Source organism: Halochromatium glycolicum, from assembly GCF_016584085.1.
In the GTDB taxonomy this organism is placed as follows: domain Bacteria; phylum Pseudomonadota; class Gammaproteobacteria; order Chromatiales; family Chromatiaceae; genus Lamprobacter; species Lamprobacter glycolicus.
In genome coordinates this window covers 23182-43391 of the sequence record NZ_NRSJ01000012.1, presented here as the reverse complement: position 1 = coordinate 43391, position 20210 = coordinate 23182, and the positions used below count along the sequence as shown (strand labels likewise).

Here is a 20210-nt window from a genome sequence, read left to right as displayed (position 1 = left end):
TCACCCTTCAAACTTCTCACTTCAAACTTCACACTTCACTCCCCAACCGCCTCCCGATTGAGCCGAATCAGCGCCTTGAAGCGGTCGTTGTCCAGATCGGTGAGCCAAGACTCATCATCACCGATGATGGCGCCGGCCACCGCCTTCTTCTCTTCGATCATCGCGTCGATGCGCTCCTCGAGCGTGCCTAGGGTCACGAACTTGTGCACGAACACGGTCTTCTCCTGGCCGATGCGGTAGGCGCGGTCGCTGGCCTGGTCCTCGACCGCCGGGTTCCACCAGCGGTCGAAATGGAACACATGGTTGGCCTTGGTCAGGGTGATGCCGACGCCGCCGGCCTTGAGCGAGAGGATGAATAGCGACGGCGCGCTGGCCGGGTCCTGGAACTCGGCGATCATCGCCTCGCGCCGGCGCTGCGGGGTGCCGCCGTGCAGGAAGAAGGTGTTGAGGCGCCAGCGCTGGCGGGCGAGCCGCTCGAGTTGCTCGCCGATCTCGGTGAACTGGGTGAAGACCAGCACGCTGTCGCCCTCGCTCATGGTCTCCTCGAGCATCTCCTGCAGTCGTTGCAACTTGTTCGAGCGCTGGGGGGTGAAGGGGCTGCCGTCGTGCAGGAACTGCGCCGGGTGGTTGCAGATCTGCTTCAGCTTCATCAGGGTCGAGAGCATCAGGCCGCTGCGCTCGGACCCTTCGACCTGCTCGAGCTGCTGCTCGACATCGCGCACCAGGCTCTCGTAGAGGGCGCCTTGCTCGCGGCTGAGCTGGCAGTATTGCGGCGCCTCGAGCTTGTCGGGCAGGTCGCTGATGATCGCCTTATCGGTCTTAACGCGCCTAAGGATGAACGGCTGCACCAGCTGCTTGAGCGTGTGGGTCTGGACCGGGTCCTTGTCGCGCTGCACCGGCAGCTCGAAGGTCTTGCGGAAGCGCGCCCGGGTGCCGAGATAGCCCGGCTGCAGGAACTCGAACAACGACCAGAGATCGCCGAGCCGATTCTCGACCGGGGTGCCGGTCAGCGCCAGCCGGCGCGGTGCTGGCAGCTTGTAGACCGCCTTGGTCTGCGCCGCCTTCGGGTTCTTGATGTTCTGCGCCTCGTCCAGTACCACCCGGTGCCAGTCGAGGCTCGATAGCAAGGCGGCATCCTTGCGCGCGAGCGCGTAGGAGGTGATCACCAGCGCGACCTGCCCGGCCTGGGCGGCAAAGGCCGTCTTGTCCTGCTCGCGCGCCGGACCATGATGCAGATGGGTCGAGAGCTGCGGCGCGAAGCGCTGCACCTCGCGCTGCCAGTTGCCGAGCACCGAGGTCGGGGCGACCAACAGGGTCGGACCCGGCTCGGGGACCGGCGCTACGGCCGGCTCGCCGCCCGGCTCGGCACCCGGCCCGGCATCCGGCTGAGCGTCCGACTCGCCGCCCGGCCTGGCACCTCGCTGGGCGCCGTCTTCTCGCTCGCGCACCAGCTGCGCGATTACCTGCAGGGTCTTGCCGAGGCCCATGTCGTCGGCGAGACAGCCGTTCATCCCGAGCTGCTCCAGATAGCCGATCCAGGACAGGCCGCGGCGTTGGTAGTCGCGCAAGGTGGCGTTGAGCGCCGCTGGCGTCTCGGCCAGCTCCAGGCGGCTGTCGTCGCTCAGGCGCTCGAGCATCTCGGCCAGGGCCGAGTCGCGGTCGATCTCCAGCGTCTCGTCCTGAGCGGTCTGCTGCAACAGCTCGGGCAGGCTGAGGCTGACGGTCTCGTCGCCTTGGCGCTGCCAGAACGCGAGCATCTCGGCCATACGCTCGCGGTCGAGCTCGACCCATTCGCCGCGAAAGCGCACCAGCGGGGTCTTGGCGGCGATAAGTGCTTCCCATTCCTCGGGGCTGACCTCCTCGTCGCCGATGCTGAGCGCGTAGCGGTATTGCAGCAGCTGATCGAGGCCGAAGCGGCGGGTGCCGGCCGCGGTCTCGCTGCTCGATGCGCTCGGCGCGCTCGCGCCCTGCAGGCGCAGTTTGGCCCGGCGCCGCCCGCTCGGCGTCCACCAGGCCGGCACCACCACCTTGTAGCCGGCGCTCTCGAGCACCCAGGCCGAGTCCTTGAGGAAGTCGAAGGCCTCGTCGATGCTCAGCGCGAGCGCCTGCGGCTCAGCGGTCGCCATCCCATCCCAGAGCTTGGGATAGATGCGCGCGGCGAGCCCGAGATCGAGCAGCAGATGGCGCTCGAAATCGGCATCGCCGAGCCGCGCGCGGAAGGCCTCCTGCTCCTCGCTCAAGGCATCCCAATAATCGGCCAGCGGCAGCCGCTGAGAGGGGTCGTCGCGCGGGATCACGATCAGCTCCAGGGTCCAGTTGCTGGCCTGGGGGTCGGCGTCGGCCTCGGCCTGTTCGGGTTCGGCCGGGTCGGGCTCGAGCAGGCGGAAGCCGAGCGTGAAGCGCGCCGCTTGCTCGCCGCCGTCGATGGCCTGACGCCAGCGGCGCCACTCCCGATACAGCGCCAATCCGCCCTCGGTGGCAGGCAACGGGTGCTGACCGGGCTCGACCTTGAGCCCGAACGCGATGAGGCTGCCGTCGATGCGCTTCTCGAAGGTGGCCGGCAGCGGCGTCGTGCGCACCAGCTCGTCGAGCAGGACTGCGGCACAGTGTGCGAGCACGCTGGCCGGGTCGAGCGGGGTCTCGCTGCCGGCGGCGCACGCTGCTGGCATTGCCGGCACCGCCTGTTCGATCAGCTGCTCATAGGCACGGCCGGCCCATTGCCAGACCGGGTGCAGCTCGCCGGGCGGGGCGCTCTTGCGCCTCGGGAGCTTCGGTGGCTGGCGATAGCGCAGGCCGGGCAGATACTGATCCTGCAGCAACAGCTGCTTGAGCGCTTGCGTGAGCCAATGCCAGAACAGCAGATCGGGGCCGGCGCGCCGATCGCCGAAGGTGTCATCGGTCAGGAAGCGCAGCTCGCGGAATTGGCGCAGCGGCGCCTCGAGCGGGAAGGTCTCGACCTGCCAGGGGCGCCGCCTGATCGTATCGGAATCGGCATCTGGGTCAGCACTGGAATCGGCGTCGGCTTCCGCATCCGCCAGGCCCGTGACCGGCTCGCCGAGGCGATGGGCCAGCTCGGGCGAGGGCAGAGGCCGATCCGGGCTGCTCGGCAGCCAGACTGGGCAGGGCTGCAGGCGCCCCTCGGCCGCGTCGCGCGTGGTCGCCGACCCGAACGTCTCGAGCAGCTCCGGCCAGCGCGCCTTGGGCAGCGCGAACGGGTGCGGGGCCGGCTGCTGCGCCTTGGGCTGCTTGGCCTTGCGGGCCGCTGCTGGCTTGGGCGGCAGGTCGGTCTCGACCCAGAGTCGGAAGCGGCCGCCGCGGGCGAAGGCATCGGTTGGATCGGGGTGCCAGAAGGCGTGCAGGATCTCCATTGAGGCGCGCGATCGTGAAGTTCGGTGTAGCTTACCGGTCAATCGCCGAACACATAGTCGAGATCGATCTCGGTGTCGGCAAAAGGCGGGATTCTGGACTTGCCGAGCGACTGATCGACGCCCGACTCCACAGCAAAGGCAACATGGTAGGTCTCTGCAAGCAATTCGTAAGCAATCAGTGTCTTGTCTTCCGGGGAGATGACCCAGTAGTAGGGCACCTGGTTGCGCTGCAAGAGCAAGAAATGGTGGAACAGGTCCTTTCGTTCGTGTCCAGGTGAGGTGATCTCGCACACCCAGTCGGGGAGGATGGTCATGATCCCCGAGGGACGGCCGGGGACGCGTTCTTTGCGCCATCCTGCCAGATCATGGCTGGGGCATTGGTGCTCGGCATACTCGACGCTGATCTCGGGCATGATCCACCAGCCGCCAGGGCCGTCCTTGCGCTTGAACAGCGAGACCTCGTCGGAGAGGCCGGATTGGATCAGCGCATGCTCGGAGCGCGCCATCGGGCGCTTGACGATTTCACCGTCTATCAGCTCGACACGCTCCTCGCTGGAGCGCAGCAGATCATCGACGGTGCTTAGTCGTCTCGCTTCCATGGGGGAGGACCTCGCGACAGGACAGAGGCGTTAGGCTATCTCTATGCGGATACCTCGCGCCAGTGGGGACTGTCGTTGACGGTAATGCCTCGCGGCTCGCGGCCGCTCAACCCACGCTCGGCTCCCGCGCCGGTTGCGAGCTATCCAGACGCCTCACCTGTTTCGAGGCCACCAGCACATACATCGCCGGCACCACGAACAGCGTGAAGAAGGTGCCGATCCCGAGCCCGGTGGCGATGACCAGACCGATGTCGAAGCGGCTCACGGCACCCGGGCCGCTCGCGAGCAGCAGCGGGATCATCGCGACCAGCATCGCGACCGTGGTCATCAGGATCGGCCGCAGCCGGATCTGCGAGGCCTGCTCGACCGCCGCGCGCTTGTCGAGCCCTTCCTGCTCGCGCAGCTGGTTGGCGAACTCGACGATCAGGATGCCGTTCTTCGCGATCAGCCCGATGAGCGTGATCAGCCCGACCTGGGTGTAGATGTTGATGCTCGCGAAGCCGAGGAACAGGAAGACCATCGCGCCGGCGATGGTCAGCGGCACCGACATCAGGATCACGAACGGGTCGCGCCAGCTCTCGAACTGGGCCGCGAGCACCAGATAGATGACCAGGATCGACAGGAAGAAGGTCGCCTCGAGCGCGCCGCCCTCGCTCTTGAACTGGCGCGATTCGCCCTTGTAGTCCCAGCGCACGTTGCGCGGCAGGATCTCGGCAGCGGTCTCCTCTAGATAGGCGAGGGCATCGCCGAGCGTGACCCCAGGCGTCGGCACGCCGGAGAGGGTGATCGCGTTGAGCTGCTGGAACTGGGTGCGCTGCGAGGGCTCGACCGTCTGGCGGATGCTCACCAGCGTCGACACCGGCACCAGCTCGCCGGTGTCGGTGCGGAGGTTGTAGTCCTCGATACGCTCGATCGCGTTGCGCGCCTCACGATCGACCTGCGGGATCACCTTGTAGCTGCGACCTTCCAGACTGAACCAGTTGACGTAATCCTCGTTCAGCATCACCCCGAGCGATTGCCCGAATTGCTGCATATCGATACCGAGGTCGCCGGCGAGGTCGCGGTCGACCTCGATGACGGTGCGCGGGCGCTCGAACTTGACGTCCTTCTGCAGGAACATGAACTGCCCGCTCTGCATCGCGCGCCCGACCAGCTCGTCGGCGAAGCGCGCCAGCTCCGGATAGCTGGCATCGGAGACGAGCACGAACTCGACCGGCACGCCGCGCCCGGGCGAGGGCAGGCTCGGACGCGGGAAGAGCACGGTCTGGAAGCCGGGGATACGCGCCAGCTTGCCCTGCAGCTCGGGCTGGATCGTCATCTGCGAGCGCTCGCGCTCGGACGGCTGGGGCATCTTGAAGCCGCCGAAGGTCGTGGCCGGGCTGCCGCCGAAGCCAGCGATGATGAAGCTCTCCTGATACTCGGGGATCTGCTCGAACAGCTCCAGCATCTGGTCGATGTAGCGCAGATCGTAGTCGATGGTCGCGGTCTCCGGCGCGGTCGCCTGGAAGAACAGGATGCTCTGGTCCTCGGTCGGGGCGAGCTCCTTCTCGGTCATGGTGTACATCGCATAGACACTGGCGACGACCGCGACCGCGACCAGCACGGTCACGCTGGGGAAGCGCAGCCAGCCGTGCAGCACCTTGCCATAGAAACGCGCGAGTCCTTGGAAGAACTGCTCGACCAGATGCTCGAAGCGCCCTTCCTCCTTGCTCGAGTGCAGCACCCGCGCCGAGATCATCGGCGAGAGCGTCAGCGCGACGACACCGGAGACCAGCACCGCGCCGGCGAGCGTGAACGCGAACTCGACGAACAGCGAGCCGACCAGCCCGCCCATGAAGCCGATCGGCGCATAGACCGCGACCAGGGTCGTGGTCATCGCGATGATCGGCCCGGCCAGCTCGCGCGCGCCCTCGAGGGCGGCCTGCATCCCGGTCTTGCCCATCTCGATGTGGCGGTGAACGTTCTCGACCACGATGATGGCGTCGTCGACGACGATGCCGATCGCCAGCACCATCGCCAGCAGGGTCAAGAGATTGATCGAGAAGCCGGCGAGCAGCATCAGGAAGCCGGCGCCGACCAGCGACAGCGGCACCGCGACCGACGGCACGATCGCCGCGCGCAGCGAGCCGAGTGAGAGGAAGATCACGAACAGCACGATCAGCACCGCCTCGGCGAGGGTCTTGAAGACCTCCTCGATCGACTCCTGGATGAACTCGCTGGCGTCATAGGGGATGTGCGCCTCGAGCCCCTCCGGGAACTGCGCTCGGAGGCCGGGCAGGGCGTCATGGACGCGCTCGGCGACATTGAGCGGGTTAGCGCCGGGCGTCTGCTCGACGCCGATGAAGATCGCCGGGATGCCCTTATAGAGGGTCGCCGAGTCGTAGTTGGCGGGGCCGAGCTCGACCTCGGCGATGTCCTCGAGGCGCACCAGGGTGCCGCCGGTCTCGTGCACGACCAGCTTGCGGAAGCTCTCGACATCGCCGACATCGGTGGTGGTCGAGAGGTCGATCTGCACCGTCTCGCCCTTGATCTGGCCGACGCCGGCGAGGTAGTTGTTCGCGGCCAGCACCTGCGCGACCTGCTCGCCGCTGACCCCGAGCGAGGCCATCCGGTCGGGATCGAGCCAGACCCGCATCGCGAAGGTCTGGTTGCCGAAGATCTCGGCCTTGGCGACCCCCTCGAGCGCCTGCAGCGAAGGCTGCACCACCCGGATCAGGTAGTCGGTGATCTGCGGCAGCGTCATCTTCTCGCTGTAGAAGGCGAGGTACATCAAGGCCGTCGAATCACCGGTGGTCGAGTCGATGACCGGGTTCTGCGCCGCTGCCGGCAGCACGTTGCGCTGGCTGGCGACCTTGGCCTGGATCTCGGCGACCGCCGCATTGGGGTCGTAGTTGAGGCGCATGTTGGCCTCGATGGTCGAGACGCCCTGGGTGCTGGTCGCGGTGAGATAATCGATGCCGTCGGCCTCGGCGATCGCCTGCTGCAGCGGGGTCGTGATGAAGCCCTTGACCAACTCGCTGCTCGCGCCCGGGTAGGCGGTGGTCACGGTGACGACCGTGTTCTGGGTCTCCGGGTATTGGCGGATCTCGAGTCCGGCGAGCGCGCGCAGCCCGAGGATGAAGATCAGCAGGCTGACCACGCTGGCCAGCACCGGCCGGTGGACGAAGAGGTCGGTGAATCTCATTCGGCGGCGTCCTCGACGATCTCGACCGCCGCGCCGTTGCGCAATTTGACCTGGCCGGCCGAGACCACGCGCTCACCGGCCGTCAGCCCCTCGACCACCTCGATCTCCTGACCGCGCACCGCGCCGGTCTGGATCTGGCGGCGCTGCACGACGAGCTGGCCTTCCTGCTCGCCGCTGCCGGGCTCGATCACGAACACCGAGTCGCCGTAGGTGTTGTAGGTCACCGCCTGGCGCGGCAGCGTCAGCACCGCATCCTTGGCCGGCAGCAGGGTCGAGACCTTCGCGAACATGCCGGGCAGCAGCCGCTGGTCCGGATTGGGCAGTAGGGCGCGCACCTGGATGTTGCGGGTCTCGGCGTTCACCGCCGGACTGATCGCCCGGATCTCACCGGCGAAGGTTTGCTCGGGATAGGCGCTGACGCGCACCTCGATCGACTGGCCGACGGCGATCTGCGAGAGCCGGCGCTCGGGCAGTGTATAGTCGACATAGACCGGGTCGAGCGCCTCCAGCTCGACGATCGCCGAGCCGGCATCGAGGAACTGACCGAGGTCGACGCGGCGGATGCCGAGCTGACCGTCGAACGGGGCGCGGATGGTCTTCTTGCGGATCAGGGCCTCCTTGGCCTCCACCTGCGCCATCGCCTGCGAGACCTGGGCGCTGAGCTCGTCGACATCGCCTTGAGAGACCGCGCGGTCGCGCAGCAACTTCTGATTGCGCTCGAGCTGCAGTTTGGCCAGGTTCAGGCCCGCCTTGAGGCCGACCAGATCGGCCTCGTCGACCTCGGTGTCGAGCTGCACCAAGGCTTGGCCGGCGCTGACCCGGTCGCCGGACTCGAACAGGATGCGCTCGATCTGGCCGGCGACCTGGTTGTTGACCAGCACGCCCTGGACCGCCTGGACGCTGCCGACCGCCTCCAGCTGCGGCTGCCAGGTGCGGGTCTCGACCGTCACCGCCGAGACGGTCGAGGGCGGCTGCGGCTGCGAGAAGGCCGCCATTTGCTGCTGGATCTGCTGGTATTTCAGCAAGCCGAGCCCGCCGGCGAGGGCCAGCAGGATCAGGAATACGAGCAGAAAGCGCAGGATCATGGGTCTCGTCCAGTGGCCAGAGGAAGGGGCGGAGCGCGGTCGGTCTGACCCGTTCGCCGATCGGGGAGGTTGGTGCGCCGGCGCGCCGGTTCAAACGGTTGTTTCGTCAATGCTAGGCGCAGTATAGCGGCTCGTTGGGAGCGATGCCGAATTGTGGCCGCCAGGCAATGGACGGCCCAGGACGCGCAGCGAGACCGGTCGATGCCCCGATCCGCTCGAAATCGTCAGTGCCAGTGGAGTCCAGTTCGCGGCCTGGCGCCTATGTCATGCTAAGGCCCTCTTCGGGCAACGGTCGTGCGTCCCATGGAATTGCTGTTCATCCTGTTGTTGATCCTGACCAACGGCGTCTTCGCGCTGTCCGAGATCGCGGTGGTCTCGGCGCGGCGCTCAAGGCTCGAGGAGCTGGCCGAGCAAGGCCGCAGCGGGGCGCGGCGGGCGCTCGCGTTGCAGCAGGATTCCGGCGGCTTCCTGTCGACCATCCAGATCGGGATCACGCTGGTCGGGGTGCTGATGGGGGCGCTCGGCGAGGCGGCCCTGGCCGGGCCGGTGCGCGAGACATTGGCGCTGGTGCCCTGGCTCGCGCCCTCGGCCGATGCGATCGCGCTGGTGCTGGTGGTCGGCGCGATCACCTATCTGTCGGTCGTGGTCGGCGAACTGGTGCCCAAGCAGCTCGCATTGCTGGCGCCGGAGACGGTGGCCGCGCAGGTCGCGCGCCCGCTCGGCCTGCTCGCGCGGATCGCGTTTCCGGTGGTCTGGCTGCTATCGGCCTCGAGTGCCGCATTGCTGCGCCTGCTCGGCGCGCGCCGCGGCGAGGCACCGCCGGTGACCGACGAGGAGATCCGGGTGTTGATGGCGCAGGGTGCCGAGGCCGGCGTCTTCCATGCCAGCGAGGGCCCGATCGTCGCCAATGTGCTGCACCTCGACGAGCAGCGCATCGGCGCCATCATGACACCGCGCAACGAGATCGAGGCGCTGGACCTGGAGCAAGACCCTGAGGCCTTGCGGCGCGCGCTCGCCGAGCTCGAGCACACGCTGGTGCCGGTCTGCCGGGGCGGGCTCGACGGGCGCCTGCTCGGCGTGTTGAAGGTGACCGAGCTGCTGCCGCAGGTGCTATCCGCCACCGAGCGCTCGGCCGAGACGCTGTCCGCCGAGCGGCTCGAGTCCCTGCTGCAGCCGCCATTGTTCATCCCGCAGAGCCTGAGCAATGCGCAATTGCTCGAGCGCTTGCGCGACAGCCGCGTCAATCTGGCGCTGATCGTCGACGAGTATGGCAGCCTCGAGGGCCTGGTCACGTTGGCCGACGTGCTCGAGGCGATCGTCGGCGCGCCGCTCGGCGAAGACGCCGCGAATGACGAGATCGTGCGCCGCGACGACGGCTCCTGGCTGATCGACGGCAGCCTGCCGCTCGAGCGCCTGCGCGCCGAGCTCGGGGTCGAGGCGCTGCTGCCAGGCGAGGAGGGCGCCCACTTCCACACCGTCGGCGGCTTCGTGATGCATGTGCTCGGGCGGGTGCCGCAGGCCTCGGACCACTTCGAGACGGCGGGACTGCGCTTCGAGGTGGTCGACATGGATCGTCAGCGGGTGGACAAGGTCTTGGTCGAGCGGCGTTGCGGCGCTGCGCCCGAGCGGGATGGCGAGACCGGTGCCGACGAGGCGCCATGAGAAGCTGGGGCTTGCCAAGGCCGCGGCGGCGCGATCCTGATCCGATGCGCGCCCCGCGTCCCCTGCTCGTGCTCGCCTCGGGCATCTTCGCGCTGCTGATCACCGAGCAGCAGCCGGCGCTGAGCGGGCAGGACGGGCTGATGTGGCTGCTGGTCGGGTTGGCGGCGGCTCCGGCGCCGCTGCTCTGGGATCGGATCGCGCGGCGCTAAGGCTATCTGCGCACGCTGCAGGTCGCCTAACTGCTGCAGCTCATCGGCATCCTACTGCCGGTGTTCAGCGGCACCCTGGCGGCGGCCATCGCCAGCGCGCTGCTATTCGGTCTGACCTTCATCGGCATCGTCTCGCTGGTGCTGACCATGGTCGGGGTGCGCTACCCGGCGCATCCGGCGCAGATCATGGCGCGGTTGACGGTCGGCTACGGCATCGCGCAGATCATCGCGCCGGTGGTGGCCGGCGAGCTGGCCGAGCTGCGCGGCACCTTCGACGACTCGCTGCTCCTGGTCGGCGCCATCATGGGGCTGGGGCTGCTGTGCCTGGTGGCGATGGAGCGGATGGCGGGGCGCGGAAGTGGTCGCGAGAGCGCGTAATGCTATCGGCCAACCGGGCGCGCTGCCTGTATCCGAATCATGGACAACGGGGCAATGCCCTGTCTAAGGTAGCCATCTTGATGACCATCAGGAATCTGAAATCATGTCCGATACCCCCATCGCTGAAGCCAAGACCCATCTAACGCAGCTCATTCAACGTGCTGAACGGGGCGAGGCGATTCGGATTACGCGACGGGGTAAGCCGGTTGCGGTGCTGGTCTCCGAAGCCGCCTATTCCAGTCTTTGTCAAGGCGGAGAGCCGCCGAGTTTCTGGGAGCGTCTTCAGGCGATGCGCGCCGAGCCGCACTTCCAGCCCATCGATTGGACCCCGGAGGAGATCGACGCTTGGCGCGAGCGCCAGCCGCCGCGGGAGTTCGCATGGCCGGAGTGACCTATCTGCTCGATACCAACATCCTCTCCGAGCCGCTCGTGAAGCATCCCAATGCCGGCATCCTCGAGGGTCTACGCAAACACAGCCGCGCTCTGGCCCTTTGCGCCATCACCTGGCAAGAACTGCTCTATGGGATGTTTCGATTGGCCCCGGGGCGGCGTCGCGATCAGATCGAGGACTACTTGTTCCGATGCATCAGACCGACCTTGCCGATCTTGAGCTTCGACGAGCGCGCCGCGCACTGGCAGGCAGCGGAGCGTGCGCGTCTGGGCAAAGTGGGCAAGATTCCCTCGTACCCGGATTCCGAGATCGCAGCCATTGCGGCTGTCAACGACTGCGTCCTGGTCACGCGCAATCTGGCGGACTTCTGCGATTTCGATGGCTTGCGCGTCGATAATTGGTTCGAGAACCGAAAGGATGTCGGCGCTTGATCGCCATCCCGCAATGCGCGGTCAAGGGTTGGCCTTGGCCTGCGCGGTTCGGGTCTCCTGCATGACCTTGACCCACATCGCGGTCGCACCGGCGACGGCGGCGGGCATCGCGATGAAGTTCAGGATCGGGATCATCGTCAAGCCGGTCGCGGCGGCGCCGAAGCCGATTGCGGTGAAGCGCCGTTCGCGCAGACAGGCGCGCTGGTCGCGAAACAACAGCCCGTGGTTGCCCATCGGGAAGTCACTGTATTGCACCGCGAGCATCCAGGCGCTGAACAGGAACCAGATCAGTGGACCGATCAGCGGGACCACGAAGGCCAGGATCAGGAATGGGATGGTCCAGACCAGCGCATAGAGGACCTTTCTGACCTCGTCCCAGAGCGTCTGCGGCAGCTCCTTGATCAGCTTGGCGGTGTCGAGCGGCTCATCGACGGCACGCCCGGTCAGCAGGGCCTCGGCCTTCTCGGCGAGCAGCCCGTTGAAGGGCGAGGCGAGGAAGTTCGCGACCAGCGTGAAGCTGTAGAAGACGATCACCAGCAGCGCGAGCACGAACAGCGGCCACAGCAGCCAATCGAGCCACTGCAGCCAGGTCGGCAGTTGCTGCTCCATCCAGGCGACGGCATCGCCGAAGCGGGCGAGGCCGTACCAGATCGCGCCGGTGAAGACCAACAGATTGACCAGGAACGGGATCGCGACGTAGCGCTTCAGGCCGGGCCGGCTGAGCAGCGTCAGCCCATCGAGCATGAAGGCCGCGCCGCGAACGGGGTTGGAAGACATCGGAACCTCGCGGGGTTTGGTTGCGCGTGCGGATGCCGCATTCTATTAGGCTCGGTGGGCCGGCGCTCAGAACGCGAGGCGGGGCTGGTGGTGTTGATGAGAGGAGGGGCGCTATGAATCAGGCACAGCAGGCGTTCGTCGAGCTGGCTCGGCATCCGGACGAGGGCATCGATCTGGCCGCAGGTGCGCTCGCGGTCAGCGGGCTGTTCCAGCGCGAACTCGCCCAGGGCGATGCGCTGGCCGAGCTCGACGCGCTGGCGAGCGAGGTCCGCGGGCGGATTCCGGACGATGCCGATCTGTTCGATCGGGTGCGCGCGCTGAATGCGGTGCTGTTCGAGGAGCTCGGCTTTGCCGGCAATCAGGAGGACTTCTATGATCCGCGCAACAGCTTCCTGGATCAGGTCTTGGCGCGCCGGCTCGGCATCCCGATCACGCTGGCGGTGGTCTACATCGAGGTCGCGGCGCGGATTGGCCTGCCGGCGTTCGGGGTCGGCTTCCCGGCGCATTTCCTGGTCCGCATCGGGCGCGGCGATACCGCGCTGATGCTCGATGTCTACGCCGGCGGCGTGGCGCTGCCGGAATCCGAGCTCGATCAGCGCCTCGCCGATCTCTATGGCGCAGGCACGCTCAGCATCCGCAGCCACCCGGCGCTGCTGCGACCGGCGACCAAGCGCGAGATCCTGGTGCGGATGCTGCGCAACCTGATCGGTATCTACCGCGATCGCAACGAGCCCATCAACCGGCTCGAGGCCCTGACCGCGGCGCTGACCCTGGCGCCCGATCTGCCCGACGAGCTGCGCGAGCGCGGTCTGCTGTATCGGGACCTCGAGTACGTGCCGGCCGCGCTCGGCGACCTGCGGCGCTTCGTCGAGGTCTCCGACGATGCCGAGCAGATCGCCGCGGTGAGCAAACTGATCGATGAGCTCGGCGGGCAGGACGGCGGGGTGCGCCTGCACTGAGCTCGCCGTCGAACCCGCCGCTCGTCTTCCGACCTGCTCGTGGGCACGTCTGCGGAAGGCAGCCAGGACCTTGTCGTCGAGCATGATCGTGATCCGGGCCTTGCCGGCGCGAAGCCGCCCTGACCGCAGCATCGAGCCCGCGCAGCGATGGCCAACTCGGGCTCGCCGACACACATCGCCGCCACGCGCGCGTCGACGACCAAGTCGTGGTCGATGTCGTAGCGCACGGAGGCGCGTGCCAGCGAGGGAAATGGCGGTAGATGACCCGACTGTCGGGTCTACCCCTCAGTGGAGCATGCGGCCAGGCTCGGCGCGATACTTGACGGTCTTCACCGCGGTGTCGTCGGCCTGGATGATCTCGAGCGGGTGGTCCTCCAGCTTCAGGCTGGTGCCGGGCTCGGGGATGGTCTCGAGGTAATCGATGATCAGGCCGTTGAGCGTCTTCGGGCCGTGGGTCGGCAGCGACCAGCGCATCGCGCGGTTGAGCTCGCGGATGGTGATGGTGCAGTCGATCAGCAGGCTGCCGTCCTCGGCGCGGTGGATATCGGGATAGGCGTCGGCCGGGTCGGTGGTGAACTCGCCGACGATCTCCTCGAGCAGATCGGCCAGCGTGATCAGGCCCTGGAAGTCGCCGTACTCATCGACCACCAGCCCGACCCGCTGCCGGACCCGCTGGAAGTTGACCAGCTGCTGATAGAGATGGGTCCCCTCGGGCACGAAGTAGGGCTCGCGCGCGATCGAGCGCAGATAGTCCTTATCGATCTGGCCGCGTCCGAGGCCCTGCTCCAACAGGGCGTGCATCGCGGTGCGCGAATGGATCATCCCGATGACATTGTCGAAGTTGCCGTCGAACAGCGGCAGCAGCGTGTAATTGGCGCGCCGGATCGAGGTGATGAGCTCGTCCGGCGGGTCCTGCAGATCGATGCCCTCGACCTCGTTGCGCGGGATCATGATCTCCTCGACGGTCGCATTCTCCAGGTCCAGGATCGCGATCAGCATGTCGCGGCTGCGCTCCGGGATCATCGCGCCGGCCTCGTTGACGACGGTGCGCAGCTCCTCGCGGCTCAGCGCGTTGTCCTGGCCCTCCTGCGGGCGGACGCCGAGCAGGCGCAGGAGTCCATTGGTGACCACATTGACCGACACGACGATCGGCTGCAGCACCTTCAGCAGCGGCGTGTAGGCGAAGGCCGCGGGGTAGGCGAGCCGCTCCGGATGCAGGGCCGCGAGGGTCTTCGGTGTCACCTCGGAGAAGATCAGGATGATCAGGGTCAGCAGGCCGGCCGCGATCGCGATCGCGCCCTCGCCCCCGATGCGCAACGCGATCACGGTGGCGAGCGAGGAGGCGAGGATGTTGACGAAGTTGTTGCCGAGCAGGATCAGGCCGATGAGCCGGTCCGGGCGGTCGAGCAGCCGGCGGGCGAGGATCGCACCGCGCACGCCCTGATCCGCCTGATAGCTGAGCCGATAGCGGTTCAGCGTCATCAACGCGGTCTCGGAGCCGGAGAAGAAGCCGGACAGCAGCAGCAGCACGCCGAGCGAGGCGAACAGCGCGGACAGCGGGATCTCGTTCACGATGGTCGTCGGTTACCGTGAAGCAATGGGGGGGATCGTTTCATGCTTTGGGGCGGCTGGCCGCCGTGCTCGTTAGGCGTGCTCGCCGAAGGACTCGGTGCGGTAGCGGGCGACCTGGATCTGGTCGGACCAATAATCGGGCGGCAGACCAGCCTTCTGCTTGAGATGGCGCAGGAAGGCCTCGCGGCTCGGCAGCTGCGACCAGACCGAGGGCAGGAAGGTGCCGCGACGGTGGCCCTCGCTCAGGATCAGGCCGTCGATGCCGGGCTCGATCTGCGCTAGCAGCTCGGCCTCGCTGGCGAACGCGAGCGGCTCGGGCGGTGTCAGGACCGAGATCGCGATCGCGACGCGCGCGAGCTCGGGCTCGCTGAGCGGCGGGAAGCGCGGGTCCTGAAAGGCGGCGGCGAAGGCGTTCTCGGCGACATCGGTCGCGAGCGGGCCGACGGCCTCGAGATGTCCGATGCAGCCGCGCAAGTTCCCGCCCAGCTCCAGGGTCACGAAGCTGGCGCGGGTCGCGTGGAGCGGTGCTGGCTCATCGGCGAGCGCGATCGGCAGCGGTGCGCCCTGCGCCAGCCCGTGCGCGATCGATGCGCGCGCGATCGCGAGCAGCCGCTGCCGCTCGGCGCGGCCGAGCGCGCCGCGATCCTGGTCGGCCGACGCATCCGCCTGTTCCGGGCGGGCGTCCGCTGCGGGCTGCGCTGAGCGCTGAGCCGGCCGCTGGGCCGAGGGCTCGGACAACCGCTCCGCTGGCTGCTCGGCTCGGCCGTTCGCTGGGCGCTGGGATGGATCAGGGTCAGCTGAATGCATAGGCGCCATAGCCTACCACGCGATCGCGCGGGCCGGCGGTGTCACCCGAGTTGCGCAGATCGAGCACACGGCCGGTCGCACCGCGGGCGGCGGCGAGCTGCAGCAAGCCGGCGATGGCATCGTGGCCGCAGGCCTGCTCCGGCGCGAGCCGTTCGGGATGCAATGTGCGAATGGCCTCGGAGGTCTTGCGGTCTAGGGCCTGCGCGCTGGCATAGTCCAGATAATGGCTGAGATCGGAGCTGATCACGATCAGGGTCGCGTCGCGGTCCCAGTGCGGTTCCAGGATCGCGGCGACCTGCTGCGCGCTGGCGGCGCCCACCAGCAAGGGCACCAGTGAGAACCGCTCGAGCAGCACCTGCAGGAATGGCAGTTGGACCTCGATGCAATGCTCGTTGTCGAAGGCGGCATCGAGGCGGCTGATCCACGGGTGTGCGGCGAGCATCCGCTCGACCTCGTCCTGATCCACCGGCACTCGGCCCAGCGGGGTCTCGAACGCGCTGGCGCTGCTGGCGGCGAGGCCGCGCACCGGCACGCGATGGGCCGGGCCGAGCAAGACGACGCGATCGAAGCGGGCCGCGTCATCGGCGATCGCGGCATAGGCGCTGCCGGCGACGGCGCCGGAGAACACATAGCCCGCGTGCGGGGCGATGAGCGCGCGCGGGTGGGTGCTCGGGCCGTCCCCAGTGCCAGTGTTCGCGGCGCCGCGCCCCTGAGCGCCCTGGCGTCCAGCGGCGATGAAGCCGCGGACCTCGGCGTTCAGCTGCACCGGGTCTCCGGTATAGAACATGCCGGCGACCGCCGGCCGTTGGATGGACGGGTTGGTCATGGTGAAAGCCCTCCTGTGTGATCGGACCAAAGGTCGCTGCGGTCGGCGACCCTTGCACTGACGTCTACAATTTTAGTCAAGGATTCGCAGCGGGTTGCGATGGACTCGAGCCCGGTTTCTTCGCCAGCCCAGGGCTGGGCTCAGGGCTGCGCCCAGAGTCGGACCCGGGGTCGGTCCCGGAATCGGCCTGACCGCCGGTGTCATCGCCAAGCTCGGCGCCCAGTTTCGCCTGCGCGCCGAGTTCGAGCCCGATGCATCGCTCCGATGCTGCGATCACCGCCGCGATGCCGCGGTCACCACTGTTTTCGAGGTGATGATGATGACGATCCGACAACCCAACCCCGCGCCCAACGCCACCCCCAGTCCGGCCCCGGCCGAGCCGCCGCGCAGCTGGCCGACCCAGCTCTACCACCGGCTCGATGACGGACGCGTCCAGTGCGATGTCTGTCCGCGCGCCTGCGCGCTGCGCGAGGGCCAGCGCGGCCTCTGCTTCGTGCGCGGCCGCGAGCAGGATGCGATCGTGCTCTACACCTATGGCCGCTCGAGCGGGTTCTGCATCGACCCGATCGAGAAGAAGCCGCTCAACCACTTCCTGCCCGGCACCCCGGTGCTGTCCTTCGGCACCGCCGGCTGCAATCTGACCTGCCGCTTCTGCCAGAACTGGGACACCAGCAAGTCGCGGGCGATGGACAGCCTCGCCGATGCGGCCGCGCCGGAGCAGATCGCGCAGGCGGCCGAGCGGCATGGCTGCCGCAGCGTCGCCTACACCTACAACGATCCGGTGATCTTCCTCGAGTACGCGACCGATACCGCCGTCGCCTGCCATGAACACGGGCTGCGCAATGTCGCGGTCACCGCCGGCTACATCTCGCCCGGCGCGCGCGAGGCCTTCTTCGCACCGATGGACGCGGCCAATGTCGACCTCAAGGGCTTCACGGAGCGGTTCTACCGCAAGCTCTGCAGCGCCAGCCTGGCGCCGGTGCTCGAGACCCTCGAGTACCTCCGCCACGAGACCAGCGTCTGGCTGGAGCTGACTACTTTGCTGATCCCGGGCGAGAACGATAGTGACGCCGAGCTGAACCGGCTGAGCGCCTGGGTCGTCGAGCATCTGGGGCCGGACGTGCCCTTGCACTTCTCGGCCTTTCACCCGGACTACAAGATGCGCGACCTGCCGCCGACACCGCCGGCGACGCTCGCCCGGGCGCGGCGCATCGCGCTGCAGAACGGGGTGCGCTATGCCTATACCGGCAATGTCCACGACGGGGAGGGCGGCAGCACCTGGTGCCATGCCTGCGGCCATCTGCTGATCGAGCGCGATTGGTATCAGCTCGGCCGCTGGGGGCTGACCGCCGACGGCCGCTGTGAGCAATGCGGCACGCCCTGCGCCGGCGTCTTCGAGGCCCAGCCCGGCAACTTCGGCGCGCGCCGGGCGCCGATCCGGCTCGCGCACTGATCGAGGCCCTTGCACCCGCGCGCCCAGCGGTCATAATGCGCGGCTTTTTGCGGGGGGTCCGCCGTGTTCAAGAACGCGAGGGTGTATCGGCTGCAGGTGCCGTTCGAGCTGGATCAGATGGCGCTGCATGCGCGCCTGCAGGAGCGCGGGTTCCGCCCGTGCGGGCCGGTCGAGACCGCGACCATGGGCTGGACGGCACCATTGGGTCCGAAGGCGGAGCTGTTGGTGCACACCGTCGGACAGGTGCATCTAGTCGCGATGCGCCGCCAGGAGCGGCTGCTGCCGGGTTCGGTGGTGACCGAGGCGGTGGCCGACCGCGTCGCCGAGATCGAGCAGGCGGAGATGCGCGAGGTCGGCCGGCGCGAGCGCCGGGAGCTGCGCGAGGATCTGCTCGCCGAGATGCTGCCGCAGGCGTTCACCCGCTCGCGCGTGGTGCGCGCCTATATCGACGCCGGCGAGGGCTGGGCGGTGGTGGATGCGGCCAGTGAGAAGGCGGCCGAGGAGCTGATCGCGCTGCTGCGCGAGAGCCTCGGCAGCTTCCCGGTGAAGCCATTGGTGCCGGAGGTCGCACCAGCCGAGCGTCTGAGCACCTGGCTGCTGTCGGGACAGCCGGCCGCGGGCTTCGCGCTCGAGGATGCCTGCGTCCTGCAGGACCCGGAGGACAGTCGCTCGACGGTGCGCTGTCGCGGGCAGGATCTCAGCTCGCCCGAGGTCCGCAACCACCTCGACTCCGGCAAGCGGGCGGTCAGTGTCGGCGTGAACTGGAAGGAGCGCCTGTCGCTGCTGCTCAACGAGGACCTCAGCCTCAAGCGCCTGCGCTTCGCCGACGAGGTCACCAACGAGCTCGACACCGGCGAGGCCGATGACGAGGGCGCCCGGCTCGATGCCGAGCTGGCGCTCTTGTCGCTCGAGCTGCGCGCGCTGCTGGCGCGGCTGTGTGAGGAGTTCGTCGTGAGCGGGGCCGAGCCGACCGCGGCGGCCGACGCGGCGAGCACGCCAGCGGATCAGGAGGGACGAGCTGTCCAGGCCCCCGCCTCCGACAGCGGCGCGCCGCAGGTCGATGAGCCGGTGCCAGCGGCTGACCAACCGCCTTGGCGCTGAGCGGCCTAGCCCGAGGCCACGAACAGCCGTAGCGCCTGCGCGATTGTCGGCCTGCCAACTAAACCGGATGCGCGAGGTCGTGCTTCAGCGCCCGCGCGTCGCTGCTCAAACCCCGTAGTAGTCGCGATACCAGTCGACGAAGCGGGCGATGCCGTCCTCGACCGTGGTCGAGGGTTGGTAGTCGACCTGCTCGACCAGATCGGTGACATCGGCATAGGTATCCGGCACATCGCCGGGCTGCAGCGGCAGCAGGTTCTTCTCGGCGGTCTTGCCGAGGCAGCGCTCGAGCGTCTCGATGTAGTGCATCAGCTCGACCGGCTGGTTGTTGCCGATGTTGTAGAGCCGATAGGGGGCGTTGCTGGTCGCCGAGTCCGGCTCGGCGCCGGTCCAATTCGGGTTCGGCTCGGGCACGCGGTCGAGCACCCGGATCACGCCCTCGACGATGTCGTCGACATAGGTGAAATCGCGCCGGTGCCGGCCGTAGTTGAAGACATCGATCGGCTCGCCGGCGAGGATCGCGCGGGTGAACAGGAACAGGGCCATGTCCGGTCGACCCCAGGGGCCGTAGACGGTGAAGAAGCGCAGCCCGGTGGTCGGTAGCTGGTAGAGATGGCTGTAGGTATGCGCCATCAGCTCGTTGGCCTTCTTGCTCGCGGCATAGAGGCTCAGCGGATGGTCGACGTTGTCGTGCACCGAGAACGGCATGCTGGTGTTGGCGCCGTAGACCGAGCTGCTCGAGGCGTAGACCAGATGCTCGACCTCGTTGTGGCGACAGCCCTCGAGGATGTGGCCGAAGCCGACCAGGTTGGTGTCGATGTAGGCGAGCGGGTTCTCGATCGAATAGCGCACCCCGGCCTGGGCGGCGAGGTTGACCACCCGCTGCGGACGGTGTTCGGCGAAGGCGCGGGCGATGCCGGCGCGATCCTCGAGATCAAGCCGCAGGTCGGTGAAGCCGGGCTGGGCCTTGACGCGCTCGAGCCGCGCCTGCTTGAGCGTGACATCGTAGTAGTCATTGAGGTTGTCGACCCCGATCACCTCATCGCCGCGCGCGAGCAGCCGCAGCGCGAGCGCGGAGCCGATGAAGCCCGCGCTCCCTGTCACCAATACCTTCATCGCAACATATCCTCTCGATCACGTTTCTGGCGGCCATCGGCTGCGGCCGAACAGAGGCTGCTAGCCGCTTCTCGTCTGGTCTGCAATCAGCCCTGCTGCTTACGCCAGGCCTCGGCCTCATCCTCGCTTAGCGCGCGCGCTTCGTCTTCGAGCATGACCGGGATGCCGTCACGGATCGGGTAGGCCAGCCGTGCGGCGACGGCGACCAGTTCTTCATGTTCCTTATCGTAGATCAGCGGTCCCTTGGTGACCGGGCAGACGAGGATATCGAGGAGCTTCTTGTCCAACATGGTGT

At 67.7% G+C, this 20210-nt stretch carries 18 protein-coding genes; 8 read left to right on the top strand and 10 right to left on the bottom strand.

The window, feature by feature from the left end; translation table 11 throughout:
- Nucleotides 1-35 precede the first annotated feature (35 nt).
- The 4 genes from CKO40_RS08735 to CKO40_RS08720 all read right to left on the bottom strand — a co-directional run bounded on the left by CKO40_RS08735 (nt 36) and on the right by CKO40_RS08720 (nt 8236).
- Nucleotides 36-3368, bottom strand: coding sequence for a DEAD/DEAH box helicase (locus CKO40_RS08735; protein WP_200345820.1), 3333 nt, complete (start codon nt 3366-3368; stop codon nt 36-38).
- Nucleotides 3369-3406: 38 nt separating this feature from the next.
- Nucleotides 3407-3967, bottom strand: a complete 561-nt coding sequence (locus CKO40_RS08730) for a Uma2 family endonuclease (protein WP_200345819.1) — start codon at nt 3965-3967, stop codon at nt 3407-3409.
- Nucleotides 3968-4073: 106 nt separating this feature from the next.
- Nucleotides 4074-7151 carry an efflux RND transporter permease subunit gene (locus tag CKO40_RS08725; RefSeq protein WP_200345818.1) on the bottom strand — a complete coding sequence of 1026 codons (3078 nt, stop codon included), beginning with the start codon at nt 7149-7151 and terminating at the stop codon, nt 4074-4076.
- Entirely contained in the window at nt 7148-8236 is a 1089-nt protein-coding gene (locus CKO40_RS08720) for an efflux RND transporter periplasmic adaptor subunit (protein ID WP_200345817.1), read from the bottom strand. The genes CKO40_RS08725 and CKO40_RS08720 overlap by 4 nt, the downstream gene beginning before the upstream one ends.
- Before the next feature lie 303 nt (nt 8237-8539).
- On the opposite strand from CKO40_RS08720, the gene CKO40_RS08715 reads away from it, so the two are divergent.
- The 5 genes from CKO40_RS08715 to CKO40_RS08700 all read left to right on the top strand — a co-directional run bounded on the left by CKO40_RS08715 (nt 8540) and on the right by CKO40_RS08700 (nt 11307).
- A complete protein-coding gene (locus CKO40_RS08715; RefSeq protein WP_200345816.1) occupies nt 8540-9898 on the top strand; it encodes a hemolysin family protein in 1359 nt (452 codons plus the stop codon).
- Nucleotides 9895-10107 carry a hypothetical protein gene (locus CKO40_RS24270; protein WP_242476922.1) on the top strand — a complete coding sequence of 71 codons (213 nt, stop codon included), beginning with the start codon at nt 9895-9897 and terminating at the stop codon, nt 10105-10107. Before CKO40_RS08715 ends, CKO40_RS24270 begins: the two co-directional genes overlap by 4 nt.
- Nucleotides 10108-10137: 30 nt before the next feature.
- Complete coding sequence (locus CKO40_RS24265; RefSeq protein WP_338074155.1) at nt 10138-10485, top strand: YbfB/YjiJ family MFS transporter; 348 nt, start codon at nt 10138-10140, stop codon at nt 10483-10485.
- A 103-nt stretch (nt 10486-10588) separates the two neighbouring features.
- Nucleotides 10589-10876 (top strand): type II toxin-antitoxin system Phd/YefM family antitoxin, encoded by a 288-nt coding sequence (locus tag CKO40_RS08705; protein WP_200345815.1) that lies wholly within the window; start codon nt 10589-10591, stop codon nt 10874-10876.
- Nucleotides 10864-11307 (top strand): type II toxin-antitoxin system VapC family toxin, encoded by a 444-nt coding sequence (locus CKO40_RS08700; RefSeq protein WP_200345814.1) that lies wholly within the window; start codon nt 10864-10866, stop codon nt 11305-11307. Before CKO40_RS08705 ends, CKO40_RS08700 begins: the two co-directional genes overlap by 13 nt.
- A 21-nt stretch (nt 11308-11328) precedes the next feature.
- On the opposite strand, the gene cysZ is transcribed toward CKO40_RS08700, so the two are convergent.
- Nucleotides 11329-12084 carry a sulfate transporter CysZ gene (gene cysZ / locus CKO40_RS08695; RefSeq protein ID WP_200345813.1) on the bottom strand — a complete coding sequence of 252 codons (756 nt, stop codon included), beginning with the start codon at nt 12082-12084 and terminating at the stop codon, nt 11329-11331.
- Nucleotides 12085-12197: 113 nt separating this feature from the next.
- Between cysZ and CKO40_RS08690 the strand changes: the two genes are divergently transcribed.
- Nucleotides 12198-13043 carry a SirB1 family protein gene (locus tag CKO40_RS08690; RefSeq protein WP_200345812.1) on the top strand — a complete coding sequence of 282 codons (846 nt, stop codon included), beginning with the start codon at nt 12198-12200 and terminating at the stop codon, nt 13041-13043.
- A 285-nt stretch (nt 13044-13328) separates the two neighbouring features.
- Here CKO40_RS08690 and CKO40_RS08685 read toward each other — a convergent pair whose 3' ends face one another.
- The 3 genes from CKO40_RS08685 to amrB form a co-directional block, all read right to left on the bottom strand.
- Nucleotides 13329-14615, bottom strand: coding sequence for a CNNM domain-containing protein (locus CKO40_RS08685; protein WP_200345811.1), 1287 nt, complete (start codon nt 14613-14615; stop codon nt 13329-13331).
- Nucleotides 14616-14687: 72 nt separating this feature from the next.
- Nucleotides 14688-15422, bottom strand: a complete 735-nt coding sequence (gene amrA, locus CKO40_RS08680) for an AmmeMemoRadiSam system protein A (protein ID WP_200345810.1) — start codon at nt 15420-15422, stop codon at nt 14688-14690.
- Nucleotides 15409-16248, bottom strand: a complete 840-nt coding sequence (gene amrB / locus CKO40_RS08675) for an AmmeMemoRadiSam system protein B (RefSeq protein WP_200345809.1) — start codon at nt 16246-16248, stop codon at nt 15409-15411. The genes amrA and amrB overlap by 14 nt, the downstream gene beginning before the upstream one ends.
- Nucleotides 16249-16342: 94 nt before the next feature.
- On the opposite strand from amrB, the gene amrS reads away from it, so the two are divergent.
- Together amrS and CKO40_RS08665 are read left to right on the top strand one after the other, a co-directional pair.
- A complete protein-coding gene (amrS, locus tag CKO40_RS08670; protein WP_242476921.1) occupies nt 16343-17701 on the top strand; it encodes an AmmeMemoRadiSam system radical SAM enzyme in 1359 nt (452 codons plus the stop codon).
- Between the two features lie 63 nt (nt 17702-17764).
- Nucleotides 17765-18802 carry a recombination-associated protein RdgC gene (locus CKO40_RS08665; protein ID WP_200345808.1) on the top strand — a complete coding sequence of 346 codons (1038 nt, stop codon included), beginning with the start codon at nt 17765-17767 and terminating at the stop codon, nt 18800-18802.
- A 105-nt stretch (nt 18803-18907) separates the two neighbouring features.
- Here the strand turns inward: CKO40_RS08665 and CKO40_RS08660 are convergent, their stop codons facing one another.
- Nucleotides 18908-19915, bottom strand: coding sequence for an NAD-dependent epimerase (locus CKO40_RS08660; protein ID WP_200345807.1), 1008 nt, complete (start codon nt 19913-19915; stop codon nt 18908-18910).
- An 86-nt stretch (nt 19916-20001) separates the two neighbouring features.
- The gene (locus CKO40_RS08655) at nt 20002-20202 is read right to left on the bottom strand and encodes a Trm112 family protein (RefSeq protein WP_200345873.1); all 201 of its coding nucleotides are present in this window, start codon (nt 20200-20202) and stop codon (nt 20002-20004) included.
- Nucleotides 20203-20210 lie beyond the last annotated feature (8 nt).